Below are 20,253 nucleotides of genomic sequence, written 5' to 3'. Positions count from 1 at the left end.
GATATAGTGTTTCAGCCTAACCCCGGTATCCCTGCAGATTGTCGCATGTTTTCAGTTTCCTATTATGTAATCAATCCGTCTTTTTTGTCCGTTCTGTTTTTTCTTCTGCTGTCTGGCAGCTCTCTTTCTGTTTTTCAGGTTTTGTGAAGTCAACTTTACAGAATTTACTTTTCTCTTTCTCAAACCAATTTAAACTTTTCTAAACAAGGGGCCGTTGTCTGTTTCTTTTTATTTTACCCTGATTCTTCTTCCCCAGGATACCCAGTCTCCGTAAGCTTTCCTTCCGTTAATTTTGGCCCATGGGCGGACTCTCAGAGTATAGGTTCCGGGCTTCACGCCTGTAATCCTTGTATAGGTTGTCCGATTGTTCCGTTTATATACGGTGGTTCCGCCTGTAGATCTCAGTTCCATATCTGCTCTTGCAAATCCTTTTGGTACGCCAACTGTTACAGACACAGCTCCTTTACTTGTTTTTACAGTTTTAATCTTCACCCTCTCTGTGGGAATTCCGTTCTTTACTACTACTTTTACTGGATAACTCCATGCCCCAAACCTTTTCCCGGACACATTTCCATCATAATAATCCCTGTTGTACGCATGGATTCCCAGATAATACGTGCCGTTTTTTACATTTGTGAAGGTGATGGTCTTTGCATCCTGATTCTTCGCCACCTTCACATAATTCTCAGGTCTGTCAACCCAGCTTTTCTTTGTCAGAACCGCATCGAAACCTTCGCTGTTTGCGCAGTCATAAGCCGCTGCCTTAATAGTTGACCCCTGTACTTTCACATCTTTTATCGTTGCTCCTTCCGGATAAGGCGGTGCAATATGAGGACAATTCTGGGAAATTATATAAGATAATTCTATTCCTCCTGTGATGGAAACCTTAAAAATATCAGTAGCTACCTGTTCTTCCTTTTTCGGACGAAGATAAACCGTTGTACCTTCTCCGGGCATAATAACCCCCGTTTCATAATCATCAAGGTACGCCCAGAAATGTTCCGTATTCTCAAAATCAACCGTAACAGGATTTTTTCCATTGTTATATATCCATATACTGCGTTTTGGACACATAAACATATCCGGATCCGGATCTGTATTATCCCACCAGTCGTATTCTTCAGGGGTAATTGTGAGAAATCTCGTACCGCTATTCGGTCTGCAGTTCACCTCATAATCCTGATCAGATGCGCCGCGAATAAGAACCCGTATCCTACACTTCGCCTGAATGCCTTCTTCTGTTTCCATGACAAAGGTTTCTTCATGAATTCCCGGAGAAAGATTTTTCTTTACATAAATATCCGCTGCAACAGCTTCTCCGGGCTTAACCTTATTCCCAACTTCCATTGGAAACCTTCCCTGAAACGGATAATCAAACGGCTCAAGTGTAAAATCATTCAATTCTGAGATAGATTTGATATGCCAAGCCTCTGTGCCTGTATTTTTTATCTCCAGCCTTTCCCACCCCCAACCACTGCCGTTTACTCCAGTCTGTCCCAAATCAAGGATTTCACTAGAAACTGTCGCCTCATATTTCTCATATCTCATTTCACTGTCTGAATCCACAGTATCCTCGAAAATAGCTGAAGCTTCCGATACATCGCCTTCCTGCTCTGTGGTTTCCGAAATAAATGTTTCCTCTCCAGCAGAAAAATCGGCTGCCAATACCGGCTGACCGGTAACGATCACAGCAGAAAGAAACAGCGATAAAAATGTTTTGCCTCTCCTTCTCATAATACTTTGCCTTCTTTCCATCATTATACCTCGTTATCATGTTACGTTTATGTTAACATATTGTATCATATATGTAATATTTTTTCAACAATCTTTTTTATTTAACATATTTAACTATGCAGAAAAAGCGGCTTGAAAAGCCGCTTTTTTCTACCTTTGCAGGAACCCAATCTCTGTAAAGATAAGTTTCGTTATTTAAATTCAATGGAAGAAAATCTGTAGATGTAGATTTCTTTTGCATTGTGCGTTTTATTCCAAGCTTCAATAAGCAGTTTTCGTGTTTCATCATGCAACATAATAATCACCTCTTGACTCTATCATAGACCTGTTGTCAAGAATGTGCAGTATTTTTTGGGAGTGCTATAAGAAACATCCTGAATTTACAGACCGTTACCGTCGCATCAAAGCACGCCGTGGTCACAAGAAAGCCGTCATTGCTGCCGTATGATCCTGACCGCTATCTGGCACATACTCACAGATTTAAAGCCATATACACCGGAAGGTTTTCTTGACTCCCGTCCTGTGAATAAAGAAAAAGTGTTAACTACTTCACAGGCACTTAATCTGCTTAAGCAAAGAGGTTATTTTATCAAAGACGATCCTTTGTCAGTTTCCTGATTAGGTGTTGCGTTTATATTCAATTTTTCAGCCACCTAAAGATGGCTTATTTGTGATGTCAAAATTTATTCTCTATCCACTATCCCTTTGTTTCAAACTTTCAGTTTCCTATTATGTAATCAGTCCGTCTTTTTTGTCCGTTCTGTTTTTTTCTTCTGCTGTCTGGTAGCTCTCTTTCTGTTTTTCAGGTTTTGTAAAGTCAACTTTACAGAATTTACTTTTCTCTTTCTCAAACCAATTTAAACTTTTCTAAACAAGGGGCAGTTGCCTGTTTCTTTTTATTTTACCCTGATTCTTCTTCCCCAGGATACCCAGTCTCCGTAAGCTTTCCTTCCGTTAGTTTTGGCCCATGGGCGGACTCTCAGAGTATAGGTTCCGGGCTTCACGCCTGTAATCCTTGTATAGGTTGTCCGATTGTTCCGTTTATATACGGTGGTTCCGCCTGTAGATCTCAGTTCCATATCTGCTCTTGCAAATCCTTTTGGTACGCCAACTGTTACAGCCACAGCTCCTTTACTTGTTTTTACAGTTTTAATCTTCACCCTCTCTGTGGGAATTCCGTTCTTTACTACTACTTTTACTGGATAACTCCATGCCCCAAACCTTTTCCCGGACACATTTCCATCATAATAATCCCTGTTGTACGCATGGATTCCCAGATAATACGTGCCGTTTTTTACATTTGTGAAGGTGATGGTCTTTGCATCCTGATTCTTCGCCACCTTCACATAATTCTCAGGTCTGTCAACCCAGCTTTTCTTTGTCAGAACCGCATCGAAACCTTCGCTGTTTGCGCAGTCATAAGCCACTGCCTTAATAGTTGACCCCTGTACTTTCACATCTTTTATCGTTGCTCCTTCCGGATAAGGCGGTGCAATATGAGGACAATTCTGGGAAATTATATAAGATAATTCTATTCCTCCTGTGATGGAAACCTTAAAAATATCAGTAGCTACCTGTTCTTCTGCTTTCGGAAAAACCTGAATTATCGTATTTTCCCCCGGCATAACAACTCCCGTGTCTTCGTCAATATAGAACCATGCCCTGAAATGTTCCGTATCCTCAAAATCAACTGTGACAGGTTTTTGCCCATTGTTGCATATTGTAATCAACCGTGATGGGCACATCAACATATCCGGCTCTGGTTCTACATCATCCCATGAATCGTACTCTTCCTGAGTAATTGTGAGAAATCTCGTACCACTATTTGGTACACAGTTAACCTCGTAATCCTCCTCTGATTCCCCACGAACGAGAACCCGTATCCTGCACTCTGCCTGAATTCCTTCTTCTGTTTCCATGACAAAAGTTTCTTCATGAATCCCCTGAGAAAGATTTGGCTTTACATAAATATCCACTGCAACAGCTTCTCCGGGCTTAACCTTATTCCCAACTTTCATCGGAAGTCTTCCCTCATATAATAATGGATGCTCTAAATGTTCAAGTCTAAAATCATTCAATTCTGAAATGGATTTGATCTGCCAGCTCTCTGTACCTGTATTTTTTATCTCTAGCCTTTCCCAACCGCCGCCGTTTACTCCAGCCTGTCCCAAATCAAGGATTTCACTAGAAACTGTCGCCTCATATTTCTCATATCTCATTTCACTGTCTGAATCCACAGTATCCTCGAAAATAGCTGAAGCTTCCGATACATCGCCTTCCTGCTCTGTGGTTTCCGAAATAAATGTTTCCTCTCCAGCAGAAAAATCGGCTGCCAATACCGGCTGACCGGTAACGATCACAGCAGAAAGAAACAGCGATAAAAATGTTTTGCCTCTCCTTCTCATAATACTTTGCCTTCTTTCCATCATTATACCTCGTTATCATGTTACGTTTATGTTAACAATTGTATCATATATGTAATATTTTTTCAACAATCTTTTTTTATTTAACATATTTAACTATGCAGAAAAAGCGGCTTGAAAAGCCGCTTTTTTCTACCTTTGCAGGAACCCAATCTCTGTGAAGATAAGTTTCGTTATTTAAATTCAATGGAAGAAAATCTGTAGATGTAGTCTTCCCCCGGATGTTTACCATTATCGCCCGCAATCGGACTGTTCGCATTAACCGACACAATCATATTGTTTGTATTTCTGTCAATCGCTACGGATTCCATTTCAAAACTAAAGAACTTTGATTCATCCAGTTCATTGTTAAAGGCAAAATCCGGAATTAAAACAGGATATTTCTTGCCATCTTTAAATTTCATTGTTTTAGTTCTGCTCATATCAATGTGTAGTACCCTGCTTCCACTGGTTTGCACATCACCATTAGGAAAATATTCCAGTTTTTTCGTCGTAACAATAAATAATCCGTATTTGTCACTGTAATTGATTCCCTGAAGCACTTCATAACCGGTATTCATAAAATATTTTGTTTGATCAACCACAACTTTTCCTGCTGAGAAGTGTACAATACACAGTTTATATATTTTTTTATCTTCTTCACCCTCTGCACCGGTTTCGGTAAGAAGAATAAACTGATTGCCTTTGTAATGGCTGATTGCGTTTGTCCGGTTTTCCCAGGTATACCTATTATAGGGCCATTCTTCAGATGTACTGCCCATAGTAAGCTTCACAACCGAATATTCACCTTTTCCATTAGGTTCCGCACAGGTAACATACAATTCATGATTGTATATATCCATTCCATTGGCATGATACAGACATCTTTTCTCTCCCGGTACTACCTTATTAGCCAGTCTTTTTACGCCCTTCGTACTGCTTGTGTAATCCTCAAATTCCCAAATGGCTGCTGCGCACTTACTCGGTTCTTTATATTCTCCATTTGTACCGGCTTTTATACCATACAACTTTTGAGTTCTGTCATCCCCATCAAATGCTAACGCGCCAAAATTTGTCGTTTTAATATTTCCTATTTCCTTATTGTCTACTTTCATTCCCTTGGCAAGAGCGCAGTTAAAACTATAAGTACCTTTTTCATAAGTAATTCCATTCAGGACAGAAAAACGGTCCTCTGCTTTCCCGGTTCCTGTAATTACATTTGCAGCCAGTACAAGATGACCTGCTTTCATACAAATAGATTCCAGATTATACTGCTTATACCCTTTCATCTCAACATTAATAACTCCGTCTGGAATATATGAATTCACATTACTTCTGTAATCCACATGTACAATTCTGTTTCTTCCGGCAGACAATTCATCATTTGTCAGAATAAACAGACCGTAGTCTAAATGGTAATAAATATCCTGGATACGGCTTGTATATCCATATCCTCTGTTTGTAACCTTAAATTCATGAACTACTTCATAACTATTAGAACTCTCCAATCTCAGTTTTTTTACAATCAGAGTATCGTTATCTGCATCGTTGGAGCCTCGTGCAAGAATGAAAAATTCATTTGCCGCACCTGTATGTGCAATTCCAAGCGCTCCATACTGAAATTCACTTACAATATCAAACTCCTTAATAACATTACCGGCAGTATCCATTTTTACAATCTTTGTAGTATTTCCATATCCCGCTGTATCTTCAGCAAGCATAAATAATTCTGTGCCGATTTTGCTAAGCCCTAATGCAAAATATCCCAAACCGGTTTTAACTGCCACAGCCTGTGCATCTGCGTTTGAATAATCCGGTGTTTTATATAAGGTTGTTACCTTTCCGCTTGTTTTCACACTGTACATAGTGTCTCCGCTGATTGTAATTCCCGCTACATTCGTCGCAGCTCCTGCATCCACAATTTTTGCTCCTGCTGTAGGTGTCGCTGAAATAACAAGTGTTTTTCCATTAAATGTTCCTGGCATATAAAATATCCTCCTTCTGTTTTTTGCAGACCCTTATAGTTTTATTGGTCTGTTTCATAAGCGCTTACATAAAATAAAAACCCGTTTTCTCTATTTTCGGAAACTACTTTTTATATTTTTTTATTGATTTCTTTTGTATCTGCCATAATGTACTCTTTTACCTCTGTAATATCCCTCTCGATAACACTTAATACATTAAATTTTTCTGTTAATGCTGACAGTAATTCCTGATACTGTTTTTCCCGCTCTTCCTGTCTTGCCGAAAATCTTTCATTTGATTTCACAATGTAGATCAAAAGAAATACTGCCAATACTGCCCATATCCCTTGAGATAATGCAGCATCCGCTGGGCGTTTTAACAAGGTCGTTGCCGCACTGCACCTTCGTTCCGAACATCGGCCGCACGATCCCCGAACAACATTCATTACGATGGCGAAAAAAGCGGGCGTAGATGAGTACGTTGTGAAACGTCTTGCCGGTCACAAGATCACAGACGTAACCGAGGCGGTCTATACAATCCGTGATATTGAGTGACTCAGAGATGAGATAGAAAAAATGCCGTAACCCTTGTGGTTGCGGCATTTCTTTTCCTGTGATCGGCTCTTCTTTTTGTTTCCTTCGCTCTGTTGCCTACTTGTTACCTACCTGTTTGCCTATGTTGTCATTTTCAAGGCTTCTCACCGTGTCTCAAATTACTTTCTCATTTTTTGATCTAAACTAAGAAAAGTACCGCAGCCCTTGGAACTACGGTACTTTCTAGGTTTGTTGACTCTTTGATTAAAAAGGTTTGATTAGAACTTTCCAGCCTTAGCAGCTTCCTCAATGGAAACAGCTACTGCAACTGTCATACCAACCATCGGGTTGTTACCAGCGCCGATGAGACCCATCATCTCTACGTGAGCCGGTACAGAAGAAGAACCAGCGAACTGTGCATCAGAGTGCATACGTCCTAATGTATCTGTCATACCGTAGGAAGCTGGACCTGCTGCCATGTTGTCCGGGTGAAGTGTACGTCCTGTACCACCACCGGAAGCAACTGAGAAGTATTTCTTACCTGCTTCAAGACGTTCTTTCTTGTATGTACCTGCAACCGGATGCTGGAAACGTGTCGGGTTTGTGGAGTTACCTGTGATAGAAACGTCAACGTCTTCTTTCCACATGATAGCAACACCTTCCGGAACGCTGTTAGCGCCGTAGCAGTTAACTTTTGCACGAAGTCCTTCAGAGTATGCTTTTCTGAATACTTCTTTAACTTCGTTCTTGTATGGATCGTATTCTGTCTCTACATATGTAAAGCCGTTGATACGGGAAATGATCTGAGCAGCATCTTTTCCAAGACCGTTCAGGATAACACGTAATGGTTTCTGACGAACTTTGTTAGCTTTCTCAGCGATACCGATAGCACCTTCAGCTGCTGCGAAGGACTCATGTCCAGCCAGGAAGCAGAAGCACTCTGTTTCTTCTTCAAGAAGCATCTTGCCAAGGTTACCATGTCCAAGACCTACTTTACGTGTATCAGCAACGGATCCAGGAATACAGAATGCCTGAAGACCTTCTCCGATAGCTGCTGCTGCGTCTGCTGCTTTCTTACATCCTTTTTTGATTGCGATTGCAGCACCTACTGTATATGCCCAGCAAGCGTTCTCGAAACAGATCGGCTGAATGCCTTTGATCTGATCGTATACATTAAGACCTGCGTCTTTTGTGATTTTCTCAGCTTCTTCAATAGAAGCAATGCCATAGCTGTTTAAAACAGAATTGATCTTGTCAATTCGTCTCTCATATGATTCAAATAAAGCCATTTCCTGTTACCTCCTAAATTATTCTTTTCTTGGGTCGATAATTTTAACAGCGTCTGCAACACGGCCGTACTGACCTTTTGCTTTTTCCCATGCAGTATTCGGGTCATCGCCTTTTTTGATGAAATCAGTCATTTTTCCAAGGCTTACGAACTGATATCCGATGATCTCATCATCTGCATCAAGAGCAATACCTGTTACATAACCTTCTGCCATTTCAAGGTAACGAGGTCCTTTTTTCAGAGTTCCATACATTGTACCAACCTGAGAACGAAGTCCTTTACCAAGGTCTTCAAGTCCAGCACCTACTGGAAGTCCTTCTTCTGAGAATGCAGACTGTGTACGTCCATAAACGATCTGAAGGAAGAGTTCTCTCATAGCTGTATTAATCGCATCACAAACTAAGTCAGTGTTCAGTGCCTCCATAACTGTAAGTCCCGGAAGAATCTCGGAAGCCATAGCTGCAGAGTGAGTCATACCTGAACATCCGATAGTCTCAACCAGTGCTTCCTGGATGATACCCTCTTTAACATTTAATGTAAGCTTGCAGGCACCCTGCTGTGGTGCACACCAGCCAACACCGTGTGTAAGACCGGAAATATCTTTGACTTCTTTTGCCTGTACCCATTTAGCTTCTTCTGGGATTGGAGCGGCGCCATGATGAACGCCCTGTGCAACTGGGCACATTTCTTCTACTTCGCGTGAATAAATCATTGTAAAACTCCTTTCAAGTATAGATTAACTTCATGTTGTTATACTCGCCGCTGTACAGAACTGCTGAATGAACTGCACAGGGTAAAACTCTGATGTCTGCTGAATGACTTCAGAGGAGTATGCCTAACAACCTAGTGTTATTTTCTCACAAAAGTGCTGATTCGTCCAGTCATAAATTGTAAAATTTTTAACCATCTTTGATTTTTTTGTGGTAAAATAGTTCTAATTTCTATTAATGAAGGGATTTCTATTATGACAACAAAGTTACCTGCTTCCTTTCTCCCTGCAAAATTTCAGGTTCTGAGCGGGAGCACTTTAAAATTAATCGCTATCATCCTGATGCTGATCGACCATACCGGCTTAATGATCCTGTATAATTATCCTGCCACAACTGCAACCCTTTTCAGTTTCGGCGGCGTGGATTACAGCTGGTATCGGATTTTCCGGGATATCGGCAGGGCCGCTTTTCCAATTTTCTGTTTTCTGTTAGTGGAAGGATTTCTGCATACACATAACCGTAAGAAATATGGCCTGAATCTGTTTCTATTTGCATGTATCTCTGAGATTCCATGGAACTTCATGTTTACCAACACCTGGAGATATGAAAAACAGAATGTATTTTTCACCCTGTTTCTGGGATACCTGGCATTCTGTGCCCTGGAATACTTCTGGGATAATCAGAAAATGCAGCTTGTCTGCGTGCTGGCACTGCTGACTGTCTCTGTGTTTCTGAAGGCAGATTACGGATGGCGGGGATTTGTATTCCTGCTGATCATGTACTGGTTCCGCAACGATAAAACCGCCCAGGCGATCATCGGAAGCTGCTGGCTTTACTATGAATGGAAAGCCTGCTTTGCTTTTCTTTCCATTAATATGTACAATGGTGAACGTGGATTTGTAAAAGGAAAATTTCTGAAATATGTTTTTTACTGGTTTTATCCGGTGCACATTATCATTCTGGTAATCCTGAGAAAACTTTTATTTCATATGTAATATCAGGTACAACAAATATCTTCTATATCAGACAGACATAAAAATATAAAAGGGCAGGCTGTATGACTGAAATAATATCCTTCATACAACCTGCCTCTTCTATCCTTTGAATTATCTTCTAAAAATACCTTGTCAAACGGATATTCGCAATCCCCTTCGCTACTTGATTCGGTTAAATCATTTCTTTTCTGCAACTTCTGTTTTTGACTTATAAATGTGATTTGCAGGTACGCAGCCTCTTACTGAGGAAAGTGGATAAATATTGCAGCAGCGTCCGATCACAGTTCCGGGATTTAATACAGAACCGCAGCCCACTTCTACGTTATCTCCAAGCATTGCGCCGAATTTCTTCAGACCTGTTTCAATCTTCTCGTCACCGTCTTTTACAACTACCAGTTTCTTGTCAGATTTTACATTGGAACAGATGGAACCTGCACCCATATGGGATTTGTAGCCGAGAACTGCATCGCCTACATAATTGTAGTGCGGAACCTGTACCTTGTTGAAAAGTACCGCATTCTTTAATTCCGTAGAATTACCTACTACTGCACCCTCACCTATAATTGCTTTTCCGCGTATAAATGCACAGTGGCGTACTTCTGCTTCTTTACCTATGATGACCGGACCGTTGATGCAGGCTGTAGGTGCCACTTTGGCACTCTTGGCGATCCATACATCTTCTGACGGGTGGTCGTATTCTTCTTCACTTAAGGTCTGTCCCAGTTTCAGAATGAAATCTCCGATCTCCGGTAATACTTCCCATGGATATGTTTTTCCTTCAAATAAATCCTTTGCGATTGTTTCGTTCAGATCCAGAAGGTTTGCAATTGTAAAATCTTTTAACATAATATTTTCCTCTTTTCTCTCGCTATGATGACATGTTTTCTTTTATCTGTCACAAATGCATACTACTTTGAAGCAGACGGCTTTCTGCAGGTACGTGATCGTCCCGTTGCGGACGTTGATCTGCCCGTTGTTTTCGCACTGTTTTTTTCAGATGAATCCTTATAATTCACTGCTGCAGCATCAAAGAACTGTCTCAGATATGGCTGGATATTGCTGTCCTCCACTTGTCTGGTGCGAAGGCGCACAAAATGCTCCAACTTGTCCATATATTCCTGTTCTGTAATACTGCCCTCTGCCACATAATTGAGTCCTTTTTCCCAGCTTGCAGTCAGTTCCGGGTTCAGAAGCTGTCTGATGGAACAGTTTACCACATCAAAGATCATCTCTCCAAGAAGTGTTGGAGTGATCACCTGGGTTTTCTTATTGAGTGCCAGATATTTAATATTGCACAGTTTCTTAAGAATTTCCGCTCTGGTGGCACTGGTTCCGATTCCGCAGCTTTTAATCTGGGCACGAAGCTCTTCGTCCTCGATCAACTGACCTGCATTCTCCATTGCAAGAATCATAGAACCGGAATTATAACGCTTTGGCGGCGATGTCTCGCCCTCTTTGATACTCAGGCTGTCCACAGAGAGTATATCACCTTTTTTCAGGTTCTGCAATGCGGCAAGAAGTCTGGTATCACATGCCATATCCTCAGCCGAATCATCAGCTTTGTTCCCGCCGTTTTTTCCTGTATCCGAATCTTCCTCTTCACTTCCCTCATTACCGGCTGCGCCGGCTCTGTTTCCACCACTCATGGCATCTGCTGCTTTTCGCTTCGCAAAAGAATTTGTAGCAACTTTTAAGTATCCTTCTTCCAACAGTACTTTAAACGAGGAGAAGAAACTCTCACCCTGCATCTTTGTCACAAGACTGATCTTCTGATATACTGCAGGAGGATAAAAAATACATACAAACCTTCTGACAATGGTCTCATATACACGCTGCGCAGTAAGAGAAACACTTCTCAATGCGTTTAAGCCCTGGCCTGTGGGTACGATTGCATAATGGTCTGTGATCTGCTTATCATTAACATATCTGGTCTTTGCCAGATTTTTGTAATTTCCCTGTTCAATAATGTGCTGTGCGATTTCCGCTGTATGTTCATAATTACGCAGACCGGAAATATTCTTATAAATTTCCTTCGCAGCCGCAGTAGACAATACACGGGCATCTGTTCTGGGATAAGTGACCAGTTTCTTTTCATACAGTTCCTGTACGATTTTTAATGTCTCATCCGGGCTGATCTTGAACAGCTTGGAGCACACATTCTGAAGCTCCGCCAGGTTAAATAAAAGCGGCGGATTCCTGTTCTCTTTTTTCCGCTCGATTTTCTCTACTGTACATTGCAGCGGCTGACTCGCAGACAGCTCCTGTATCAATTTTTCAGCATAGGCTTTCTCTTTAAATCCGTTTTCTTTATACAGATAAGGAGTCTGGAAATATCTGCTGCCTTCCACAGCTCTCCACTCTCCCTCAAAGTTTTCTCCCTCAAGGGCAATGCTGCTGAGTACGCGGTAAAACGGAGTTTTCACAAATACACGAATCTCGCGCTCTCTTCGCACTACCATTCCAAGTACACAGGTCATAACCCGTCCTACGGAAATGGCCTGATATTTCGTATTTAAATAATTTGACACACTGTTTCCATAACGCAGTGTCAGTACACGGGAAAAATTAATTCCCATGAGATAGTCCTCTTTCGCCCGAAGATAGGCTGAAGCAGAAAGATTGTCATATGCTGACAGATCTTTTGCCTCTCTGATTCCTCTCATAATTTCTTCTTCTGTCTGAGAGTCGATCCAGACTCTCTTTTCTTTTTTTCCACGAACACCTGCCATCTGTGCCACCAGACGGTAGATGTATTCTCCCTCCCGTCCGGAGTCAGTGCACACATAGATGGTGTCCACATCCTCACGGTTAAGCAGTCCTTTGACAATCTCAAACTGCTTCTGCACTCCGGGGATCACTTCATATTTAAATTCGCGCGGCAAAAAAGGCAGGGTATCTAAACTCCACCTTTTATATTTGATATCATATTTTTCCGGGTAGCTCATGGTGACCAGGTGTCCCACACACCAGGTCACCACACTGTCCTGAGATTCCAGATAGCCATCCCGTCTTTGTCCGTTGATCTTCAAAGCTTTTGCGAATTCCTGTGCCACACTGGGCTTTTCGGCTATGTATAAAGCTTTTGACATATTATTTATCTGCACTCATCTTTCTGAGCGGCCATGCCAGCAACAGGGCACCGCCCACCATATTTCCTAAAGTTACTACTACCATGCTCTTTAACATGGCTCCAAGGGATAATCCAGGTACCAGGCAGTATGCTGTAACAAAGATTCCCATATTTGCGATGCAGTGCTCAAATCCACTTACAACGAATCCTGAGATACACATAACGATCATCAGGAATCTTCCTGCATCACTCTTTAATTTCATGCCACAGAGCACACCAAGACAGACGAAGAAGTTACAGAGCACTGCTCTGAAGAACATCTGTCCGAGCGGAATACTCAGCTTGTTTCCGATAAATCCTGCAAAATAATCTGCTGTTCCGGATGCTCCGGCCCATACAAACAGCAATGCTAAAATTGCACATCCGACAAAGTTTCCAAGGTAGCTTACTCCCCATACCTTACCGGCCTCTTTCCAACTTACCTGTTTATCATAGGCTCCGAACGCCATTACCATATTATTTCCTGTAAAAAGCTCGCCGCCTACAAAGCTGATCAGGAGTACTGCAATGGAGAATACTAATGCCCCCATAAATTTTCCCCATTCAGGCATGGTCTTGGAGAATACGTTTCCAACTACATTACTGTAGATCATGGCCACATCAATAAAAAATCCCGCCATGACCGCACGTATAAAGTACTTGAAAAAGTTGGTATTCACCAGGTTACTCTTGGCTTTCGCCGCGTTTGACACTTTCTGTACATCTTCGTAATTCATAACTACACCTCCGCAATGTATTTTATTGAGAACATTATATCACCTGAATATCTGTTTCACAACCGAAATCGTCAAACAATTCAAGAATATTCATCAGATTTGTAATTATGTTCCATTATATTCGAAGATTTTTATAGCAATTCCATAAACTAATGCATTCAAGACAGTTCGGCAGAGCGCAAAAGACAAGAAAGATCTCCGCAGGCGTGCAGAGCATGTCTGAAAGTAAAGCTGATTTTTTTATTCAAATACAACTGCTTTATCCTGCAATTCTGTTACATATCCGATAACACCGCCGAAGATATCCATACCTGCAAGTTCTTCTGCAAGAACATCGGCTTCTTCTGCCGGTACTGCAAGCAGAAGTCCGCCGGATGTCTGCGGATCGAATACCAGATCCTCCATCCAGAGTTCCTTAATCTCGCTTCGTACTTCATCGCCTGCGAAGTCACGATTTCTGTATGCACCTTCAGGAATCAGCCCCATCTGTGCATATTCTTCAACACCCTCAATGATCGGAAGTTTCTCAGACTGGATCACCAGGGTTTTCTGGCTGCCTTTTGCCATTTCCAGACTGTGGCCTGCAAGACTGAATCCTGTTACGTCGGTACAGCTGTGGATCGTGTATTTAGATGCAATCTCTGCTGCATATTTGTTCAGCTTCGCCATGATCTTCTGGACTCTCTCAATTTCTTCCTGAGACGCCATTTCTGCCTTAATGGCAGTGTTAAGGATTCCACAGCCCAGCGGTTTGGTAAGAATAAGGATGTCTCCTTCTTCTGCGCCGTAATTTTTCCACATTTTGTCCGGATGCACATAACCAGTTACACAGAGTCCGTATTTCGGTTCTTTATCATTGATAGTATGCCCGCCTGCAAGGACTGCTCCGGCTTCCATGACCTTATCTGCACCGCCGCGCAGAATCTGCTCCAGTACTTCCGGACCAAGGCAGTTTGGAAATGCTACCACATTTAATGCCAGTTTCGGAACACCGCCCATTGCATAGACATCACTCAGTGCATTGGCTGCCGCGATCTGCCCGTACATATACGGATCATCCACTACCGGCGGAAAAAAGTCTACTGTATGGATCATTGCCAGTTCATCGTTAATCTTGTATACTGCTGCATCGTCTGATGTCTCCGGACCTACCAGAAGCATCGGATCTGTAAATTTCGGAAGTTTGCCTACTACCTGTGCCAGAACCTTCGGGCCAATCTTAGCACCGCATCCGGCTGCACTGGCAAGCTGTGTAAGACGCACTTCACTCTTTTTCATTTCTTTTCCCATAAGTCAGTTCACCCCAATTGATCTCCATATTCAGAATCTCCTCGTAACTGTTCAATACTTTCGTTACTGTAAACGGAGTGAACAGTAACGTACTTTCACAGCCGACAGACTGCCGAATAGTTACATATCTTCTATAACAAGAGATTCAGTGCTATCATTGTATCATGTTTTCACATATCCGTCAAAATGTGAACCGTTTACCATATATCAGGTATTCCTATAAATCTTTCCATTTTATGCAAGAATCCTATAAATCTTTTCATATTCCAGATCCTGTTCCTTCATATAGGAAGCTGTTTCTTCTTCGTTCTGTTCCCCGCATTTCCACGCAAGGCCGCAGGAAGCTGATATTTCTCTTGGCACAGGAATCAGTCTGCCTGTAAATTTGTTTTTCTTACATTCCCTTTCCATGGCAATTGCCTGAGTGGTAGTTTCAAAAGTCACCACTGTTGTCAGAACTTTTTCTTTCATAATCCGTCGTGTCCTCATAAAAAGAGGCACCGTTACCGGCACCTCTTTTATTATTTTCTATAAATTATTTCGCCTGGATATATCCTTTTGCTTTTAAGGTTTCAGCACAGAGAACTGCTCCGCCTGCTGCACCTCTGACTGTATTGTGGGAAAGTCCTACGAATTTCCAGTCATATACGGTGTCTTCACGAAGACGTCCTACAGATACGCCCATGCCATGTTCGAAGTTTACATCCTCTGTAACCTGCGGACGGTTGTCCTCTTCCAGATACTGGATAAACTGCTTCGGAGCACTTGGAAGTTCTAATTCCTGTGGAAGTCCCTTGAACTCTACTAATGCTTTGATAAGCTGCTCTTTAGTAGGGTTCTTACGGAATTTAACAAATACAGCTGCTGTATGTCCGTTCAGTACCGGTACACGGATACACTGGCATGTGATAACCGGTTCTGTAGCAGGTTTGATTACACCGTCTTCTACTTTACCCCAGATTCTTAATGGCTCTTTCTCGCTCTTCTCTTCCTCGCCGCCGATGTATGGGATGATGTTTCCAACCATTTCCGGCCAGTCCTTAAATGTCTTACCTGCTCCGGAGATTGCCTGATATGTAGTAGCAACTACTTCATATGGCTCGAACTCTTTCCATGCAGTTAATACAGGAGCATAACTCTGGATAGAGCAGTTTGGTTTAACAGCGATAAATCCGCGTGTTGTTCCAAGACGTTTCTTCTGGGATTCGATTACATCGAAGTGTTCCGGATTGATTTCCGGCACTACCATCGGTACATCCGGTGTCCATCTGTGAGCACTGTTGTTGGAAACAACCGGTGTCTCTGTCTTAGCATATTCTTCCTCGATCTTCTTGATCTCTTCTTTTGACATATCTACAGCAGAGAATACGAAATCAACTGTTGCAGCAACCTTCTCTACTTCGTTTACGTTCATAACAACAAGATTCTTGACACCCTCCGGCATTGGAGTATCCATTTTCCATCTTCCGCCAACTGCCTCTTCGTATGTCTTTCCTGCACTTCTCGGACTTGCAGCTACAGTTACAACTTCAAACCATGGATGATTCTCAAGCAGAGAGATAAATCTCTGACCTACCATACCTGTAGCACCTAAAATACCGACTCTAAGCTTTTCACTCATAATATCTTTCTCCTCTTTATCTTCTGCCCGCGTCTCTACCCTTGCGCGGACATTTTTATCCAGGTGTCCTTATATTGCGTACATCTGTCTTTCTTGTACATACTATAACAAACCAAAATAAATTGCAAGCATTTTTTTAATTTTCTTCCAGATATTTTTTGTTCTCAGCGATCACTTTCTCCATCACGTCAGGTCCCGGTGCACCGATGGTCATACGTTTTTCCACACAGGTTTTCATACTGATCGCTTCGTAAATATCGTTTTCGAATACCGGGCTGATGGCTTTATATTCTTCAAGAGGAAGTTCATCCAGAGAAATCCCTTTATCAATACAGGTAAGCACCAGACGGCCTACAATGCCGTGTGCATCGCGGAAAGGTACTCCATGATTTACCAGATAATCGGCTGCGTCTGTAGCATTTGTAAAGCCATTCTTTGCACTTGCTTCCATATTCTGTTTGTTGAACTGCATAGTAGAGATCATGCCTGTGAAGAGGGCAAGACATCCTTTTACAGTGTCAATGGCATCAAATGTAAGTTCTTTGTCTTCCTGCATATCTTTGTTGTATGCAAGAGGGATTCCCTTCATGGTTGTAAGGATAGATGTTAATGCTCCGTATACACGACCTGTTTTTCCTCTTACAAGTTCTGCGATATCCGGGTTCTTTTTCTGAGGCATGATACTGCTGCCTGTGCTGTAGGCATCGTCTATCTCTACGAAGCGGTATTCATTGGAGTTCCACATAATGATTTCTTCGCAGAAACGGCTCATGTGCATCATAATTGTGGAGAATGCGGACAGCAGTTCAATCACATAGTCTCTGTCTGATACAGAGTCCATGCTGTTTCTGGTCGGGCCGTCGAAACCGAGAAGCTGTGCTGTATATTCTCTGTCAAGCGGGTAGGTGGTTCCTGCCAGTGCGCCTGCACCCAGAGGACAGGTGTTCATTCTCTTACGGATATCTGCAAGTCTGCTTCTGTCACGTACAAACATTTCAAAGTATGCACCTACGTGGTGAGCCAGTGTGACCGGCTGCGCTTTCTGGAGGTGTGTGAAGCCTGGCATGTATGTGTGGACATTCTCTTCCATGATCTTCTGAAGTGCTTCGAGAAGTTTCTTTACCAGTTCGTCTGTCTCGTCAATCTCATCTCTTACATAGAGTTTCATGTCAAGGGCTACCTGATCGTTACGGCTTCTTCCTGTGTGAAGTTTCTTGCCTGCATCACCGATTCTGTCGATAAGGTTTGCTTCTACAAAGCTGTGGATATCTTCGTATTCGGATGTGATCTCGAGTTTGCCGGATCTTACATCTGCAAGGATTCCGTCAAGACCTGCTTCGATCTGGTCTTTTTCTTCTGCTGTCAGGATTCCCTGTCTGGCGAGCATTGCTACGTGTGCTTTGCTTCCTCTGATGTCCTGTTCATAGAATTTCTGGTCAAAAGAGATGGATGCGTTGAAGTTATATACAAGTTTGTCTGTTTCTTTTGTGAAACGTCCGCCCCAAAGCTGTGCCATTGTGTTATTCCTCGTTTCTTCTTTATTTTTGGTATTATTGCTTTTACGTGTTAGTGTAACATATTTTTTCAGTATTGCAAAGTAGTTAGTTTGGAATCATTCAAAAGGTACGTGAAGAAAAAGAAGGTGTGTTGGGGCTTAGTTTCGGAACCCTGTAATTCTAAGGCATTCGGGAATCTGCTAAAACCATGAGCCGCCTTCTCAAACTCGCTCCATTGCAAACTTCGCTCAGACACGTGAGACGGTCGGCTCATAACGCAGATTCCCGAATACCAAGAATTACAAGAACCCTCAAATGCGCCCCAACACACCTTCTTTTTCTTCACTGGGTATTGGCTATATGTTACATAATTGTGGTTACTGCTTTATTTTCTGTTTTCAGCCTCTCTTCGGGAATAGACGCAACCGCAGTAGTTCTGACGGTAGAGGTCGTATTCGTGGGATAGTTCGATGGAACGTTTGTAGCCGTTTTTTTTCTTGAAGTCGGATGGGAGGTGTTGGACGTGGTAGATTTCTGCCAGTTCTTCACCGATTTCGTTGATCTTGGCTGCGTTTTTCAGAGGGCTGATGGAAAGGGTGGTGGTAAAATAGTCATAGCCGCCCTCTTCTGCCAGTTTTGCTGCTTCTTCCATGCGGAGGCGGTAGCATTTGAAGCAGCGTTCGCCACCTTCGGGTACGTCTTCGAGGCCTTTTGCCATCTGGAAGAATTCCTGTGGGTCGTAGTGACCCTCTATCAGTTTGACAGGGTGTTCAAATTCCATGGAGTTTACAAGACGGGTAATTTCATGGACTCGTTTGCGATATTCTTCTTCCGGGTAGATGTTTGGGTTGTAGTAGAATACTGTGATGTTGAAATATTTTGACAGGTATTCCAGTACGTAACTGCTGCAGGGTGCACAGCAGCTGTGGAGAAACAGGCTTGGGATCTTGTTATCTTTTTGCGCCTGATCTATAAGTTTTTCCAGTTCTTTCTGATAGTTTCGTTTATTCAACAGTATTATTATATCCTTTCTGCATCTTCACAAATGCTTTTTATTATCTTTTAATAAAATGCGAATACCTGTTCAGATATTCTCTATTGTGCCTTCGTAATGATTCTTTGTATTTTTTAACTTCCTGCACTCTCCTATTCGTTCGCCCATTTTTACGATAGTCTCATATCCCTCTTCTGTATTCTCGATCAGATCATAATCAATACGGACTTTTCCCGGCTGGATGAGGAGGATTATTGTGGAACCTCCGAATTCGAAGTTGCCTTTTTCCTGGCCTTTCTTTACTGTGGCAGGATTTTTATGGAGATTTGTGATTTTTCCTACCATCATGGCGCCTACTTCCATCATGAGGATGGTTCCGAATTGTTTTGTTTTCAGCAGAGTGTATTCTCTGGCATTTTCTTTGTAGATGGGATATACATCGTTTGCTGCAGGATTCACTGTGTGGAAAACGCCTGGCAGAGTTACATTCGCGGATTTTCTTCCATCTGCCACATAGCAGTAATGATGATAGTCATCTACTGTCAGTCTGAAAATCAGCGCATAGCCGCCTGTGTATCTCTCAGCAATTGCCTTATTCTTCAGAAGCTGTCCTGCTGTATATTCTGTATCTTTGATGCTGAAACGTGAGTCTGAGCTGATCCTGTGTACGGAAAGTTTTCCGTCACAGGGGCTGATCAGGATGTTTTCGCGCATATCGATCGGGCGTTCTTCTTTTCGGATGCGCCTTATAAAGAAGTCATTCCATGAAGAGAAGTTCTGTTTTTCGTAAATGCTCAGGTCAATCTTGTTGTTTTTTACAAAATCCGGTACAAATCTGGCAGAAAGTCTGGTGTTAAGCAGGACTCCCGCTGCCTTTGACACGAAAGGTCTGATCAGGAGTTTCAGGCAGAGTCTGCCACCCCGGTCATTATATAGATGCCGCAGGAATTTATCCTGCTCATTCTCTTCAATCGTGATATTTCCTTTTCTGTCAATATACTTCATAAATAAATCCTTTCCTTTGTCATAGGCAGAAACCCACTTCCTTTAGGCGGTGGGAGGAGCCTTGTAAATTGTTACCCAATATGCTACAATAACCGTAGCAGTTTTTAAAGAGAAAACCGTTAGATGTGCTGCTCATCAAAGACACTCTTTTGTGCATTGACAAGATATGAGGTTGCAATACAAAACTCGCGTATTGCGTAAAATCTTACCCGTAAAAGAATGTTTGCTGTATAGCATGGGAAGTTTAGTACCTGATACAGTTACAGATGAGTATATCTTGTCTGTAAAGGGTGCTGTCAACCACCCTATGATGTAGCGCCACTTTAGGTAGCAATACCTATTGGGGATAAAAGGTCGGAGGCGTAAGCCGTTAC

At 42.2% G+C, this 20,253-nt stretch carries 16 protein-coding genes; 1 reads left to right on the top strand and 15 read right to left on the bottom strand.

Annotated elements, in window-relative coordinates; genetic code table 11:
* Positions 1-228 precede the first annotated feature (228 nt).
* The 6 genes from ACESZG_RS09950 to ACESZG_RS09925 all read right to left on the bottom strand — a co-directional run bounded on the left by ACESZG_RS09950 (position 229) and on the right by ACESZG_RS09925 (position 8,634).
* The gene (locus tag ACESZG_RS09950) at positions 229-1,734 is read right to left on the bottom strand and encodes a hypothetical protein (RefSeq protein WP_019161169.1); all 1,506 of its coding nucleotides are present in this window, start codon (positions 1,732-1,734) and stop codon (positions 229-231) included.
* Between the two features lie 896 nt (positions 1,735-2,630).
* Positions 2,631-4,139 (bottom strand): hypothetical protein, encoded by a 1,509-nt coding sequence (locus tag ACESZG_RS09945; RefSeq protein WP_343099858.1) that lies wholly within the window; start codon positions 4,137-4,139, stop codon positions 2,631-2,633.
* 191 nt (positions 4,140-4,330) lie between these two features.
* Positions 4,331-6,121 (bottom strand): hypothetical protein, encoded by a 1,791-nt coding sequence (locus ACESZG_RS09940; RefSeq protein ID WP_025577261.1) that lies wholly within the window; start codon positions 6,119-6,121, stop codon positions 4,331-4,333.
* 110 nt (positions 6,122-6,231) lie between these two features.
* The gene (locus ACESZG_RS09935) at positions 6,232-6,546 is read right to left on the bottom strand and encodes a BhlA/UviB family holin-like peptide (RefSeq protein ID WP_081703169.1); all 315 of its coding nucleotides are present in this window, start codon (positions 6,544-6,546) and stop codon (positions 6,232-6,234) included.
* A gap of 366 nt (positions 6,547-6,912) precedes the next feature.
* Positions 6,913-7,923, bottom strand: a complete 1,011-nt coding sequence (locus ACESZG_RS09930; RefSeq protein WP_008707497.1) for a GGGtGRT protein — start codon at positions 7,921-7,923, stop codon at positions 6,913-6,915.
* Positions 7,924-7,941: 18 nt separating this feature from the next.
* On the bottom strand, positions 7,942-8,634 hold the full coding sequence (locus ACESZG_RS09925) for an iron-sulfur cluster assembly scaffold protein (protein ID WP_008707498.1): 693 nt from the start codon (positions 8,632-8,634) through the stop codon (positions 7,942-7,944).
* Positions 8,635-8,886: 252 nt separating this feature from the next.
* Here ACESZG_RS09925 and ACESZG_RS09920 point away from each other — a divergent pair, with 252 nt between their 5' ends.
* Positions 8,887-9,627 (top strand): TraX family protein, encoded by a 741-nt coding sequence (locus tag ACESZG_RS09920; RefSeq protein ID WP_373218071.1) that lies wholly within the window; start codon positions 8,887-8,889, stop codon positions 9,625-9,627.
* 177 nt (positions 9,628-9,804) lie between these two features.
* Here ACESZG_RS09920 and ACESZG_RS09915 read toward each other — a convergent pair whose 3' ends face one another.
* From ACESZG_RS09915 to ACESZG_RS09875, 9 genes are all read right to left on the bottom strand, one after another.
* Positions 9,805-10,473: a UDP-N-acetylglucosamine pyrophosphorylase gene (locus ACESZG_RS09915; protein WP_025577253.1), complete on the bottom strand. Its 669-nt coding sequence runs from the start codon at positions 10,471-10,473 to the stop codon at positions 9,805-9,807.
* A gap of 62 nt (positions 10,474-10,535) precedes the next feature.
* Complete coding sequence (locus ACESZG_RS09910) at positions 10,536-12,716, bottom strand: DNA topoisomerase (protein WP_373218069.1); 2,181 nt, start codon at positions 12,714-12,716, stop codon at positions 10,536-10,538.
* 1 nt (position 12,717) lies between these two features.
* Positions 12,718-13,473 (bottom strand): formate/nitrite transporter family protein, encoded by a 756-nt coding sequence (locus tag ACESZG_RS09905; protein WP_373218067.1) that lies wholly within the window; start codon positions 13,471-13,473, stop codon positions 12,718-12,720.
* Positions 13,474-13,713: 240 nt separating this feature from the next.
* Positions 13,714-14,751 carry a selenide, water dikinase SelD gene (gene selD, locus ACESZG_RS09900; RefSeq protein ID WP_173683707.1) on the bottom strand — a complete coding sequence of 346 codons (1,038 nt, stop codon included), beginning with the start codon at positions 14,749-14,751 and terminating at the stop codon, positions 13,714-13,716.
* 246 nt (positions 14,752-14,997) lie between these two features.
* On the bottom strand, positions 14,998-15,234 hold the full coding sequence (locus tag ACESZG_RS09895; RefSeq protein WP_008707504.1) for a DUF3343 domain-containing protein: 237 nt from the start codon (positions 15,232-15,234) through the stop codon (positions 14,998-15,000).
* Positions 15,235-15,298: 64 nt separating this feature from the next.
* Positions 15,299-16,384 carry an aspartate-semialdehyde dehydrogenase gene (gene asd, locus ACESZG_RS09890; RefSeq protein WP_008707510.1) on the bottom strand — a complete coding sequence of 362 codons (1,086 nt, stop codon included), beginning with the start codon at positions 16,382-16,384 and terminating at the stop codon, positions 15,299-15,301.
* 136 nt (positions 16,385-16,520) lie between these two features.
* Positions 16,521-17,900 (bottom strand): argininosuccinate lyase, encoded by a 1,380-nt coding sequence (gene argH, locus ACESZG_RS09885; protein WP_008707514.1) that lies wholly within the window; start codon positions 17,898-17,900, stop codon positions 16,521-16,523.
* A 365-nt stretch (positions 17,901-18,265) separates the two neighbouring features.
* Complete coding sequence (locus ACESZG_RS09880; protein ID WP_118330344.1) at positions 18,266-18,895, bottom strand: epoxyqueuosine reductase QueH; 630 nt, start codon at positions 18,893-18,895, stop codon at positions 18,266-18,268.
* A gap of 69 nt (positions 18,896-18,964) precedes the next feature.
* Positions 18,965-19,879, bottom strand: a complete 915-nt coding sequence (locus ACESZG_RS09875) for a phosphatidylserine decarboxylase (protein ID WP_119251515.1) — start codon at positions 19,877-19,879, stop codon at positions 18,965-18,967.
* Between the last annotated feature and the right edge of the window lie 374 nt (positions 19,880-20,253).

The organism is Blautia sp. Marseille-P2398 (genome assembly GCF_964240315.1).
GTDB lineage: Bacteria > Bacillota > Clostridia > Lachnospirales > Lachnospiraceae > Blautia_A > Blautia_A wexlerae.
This window is presented reverse-complemented; position numbering and strand designations above follow the sequence as displayed.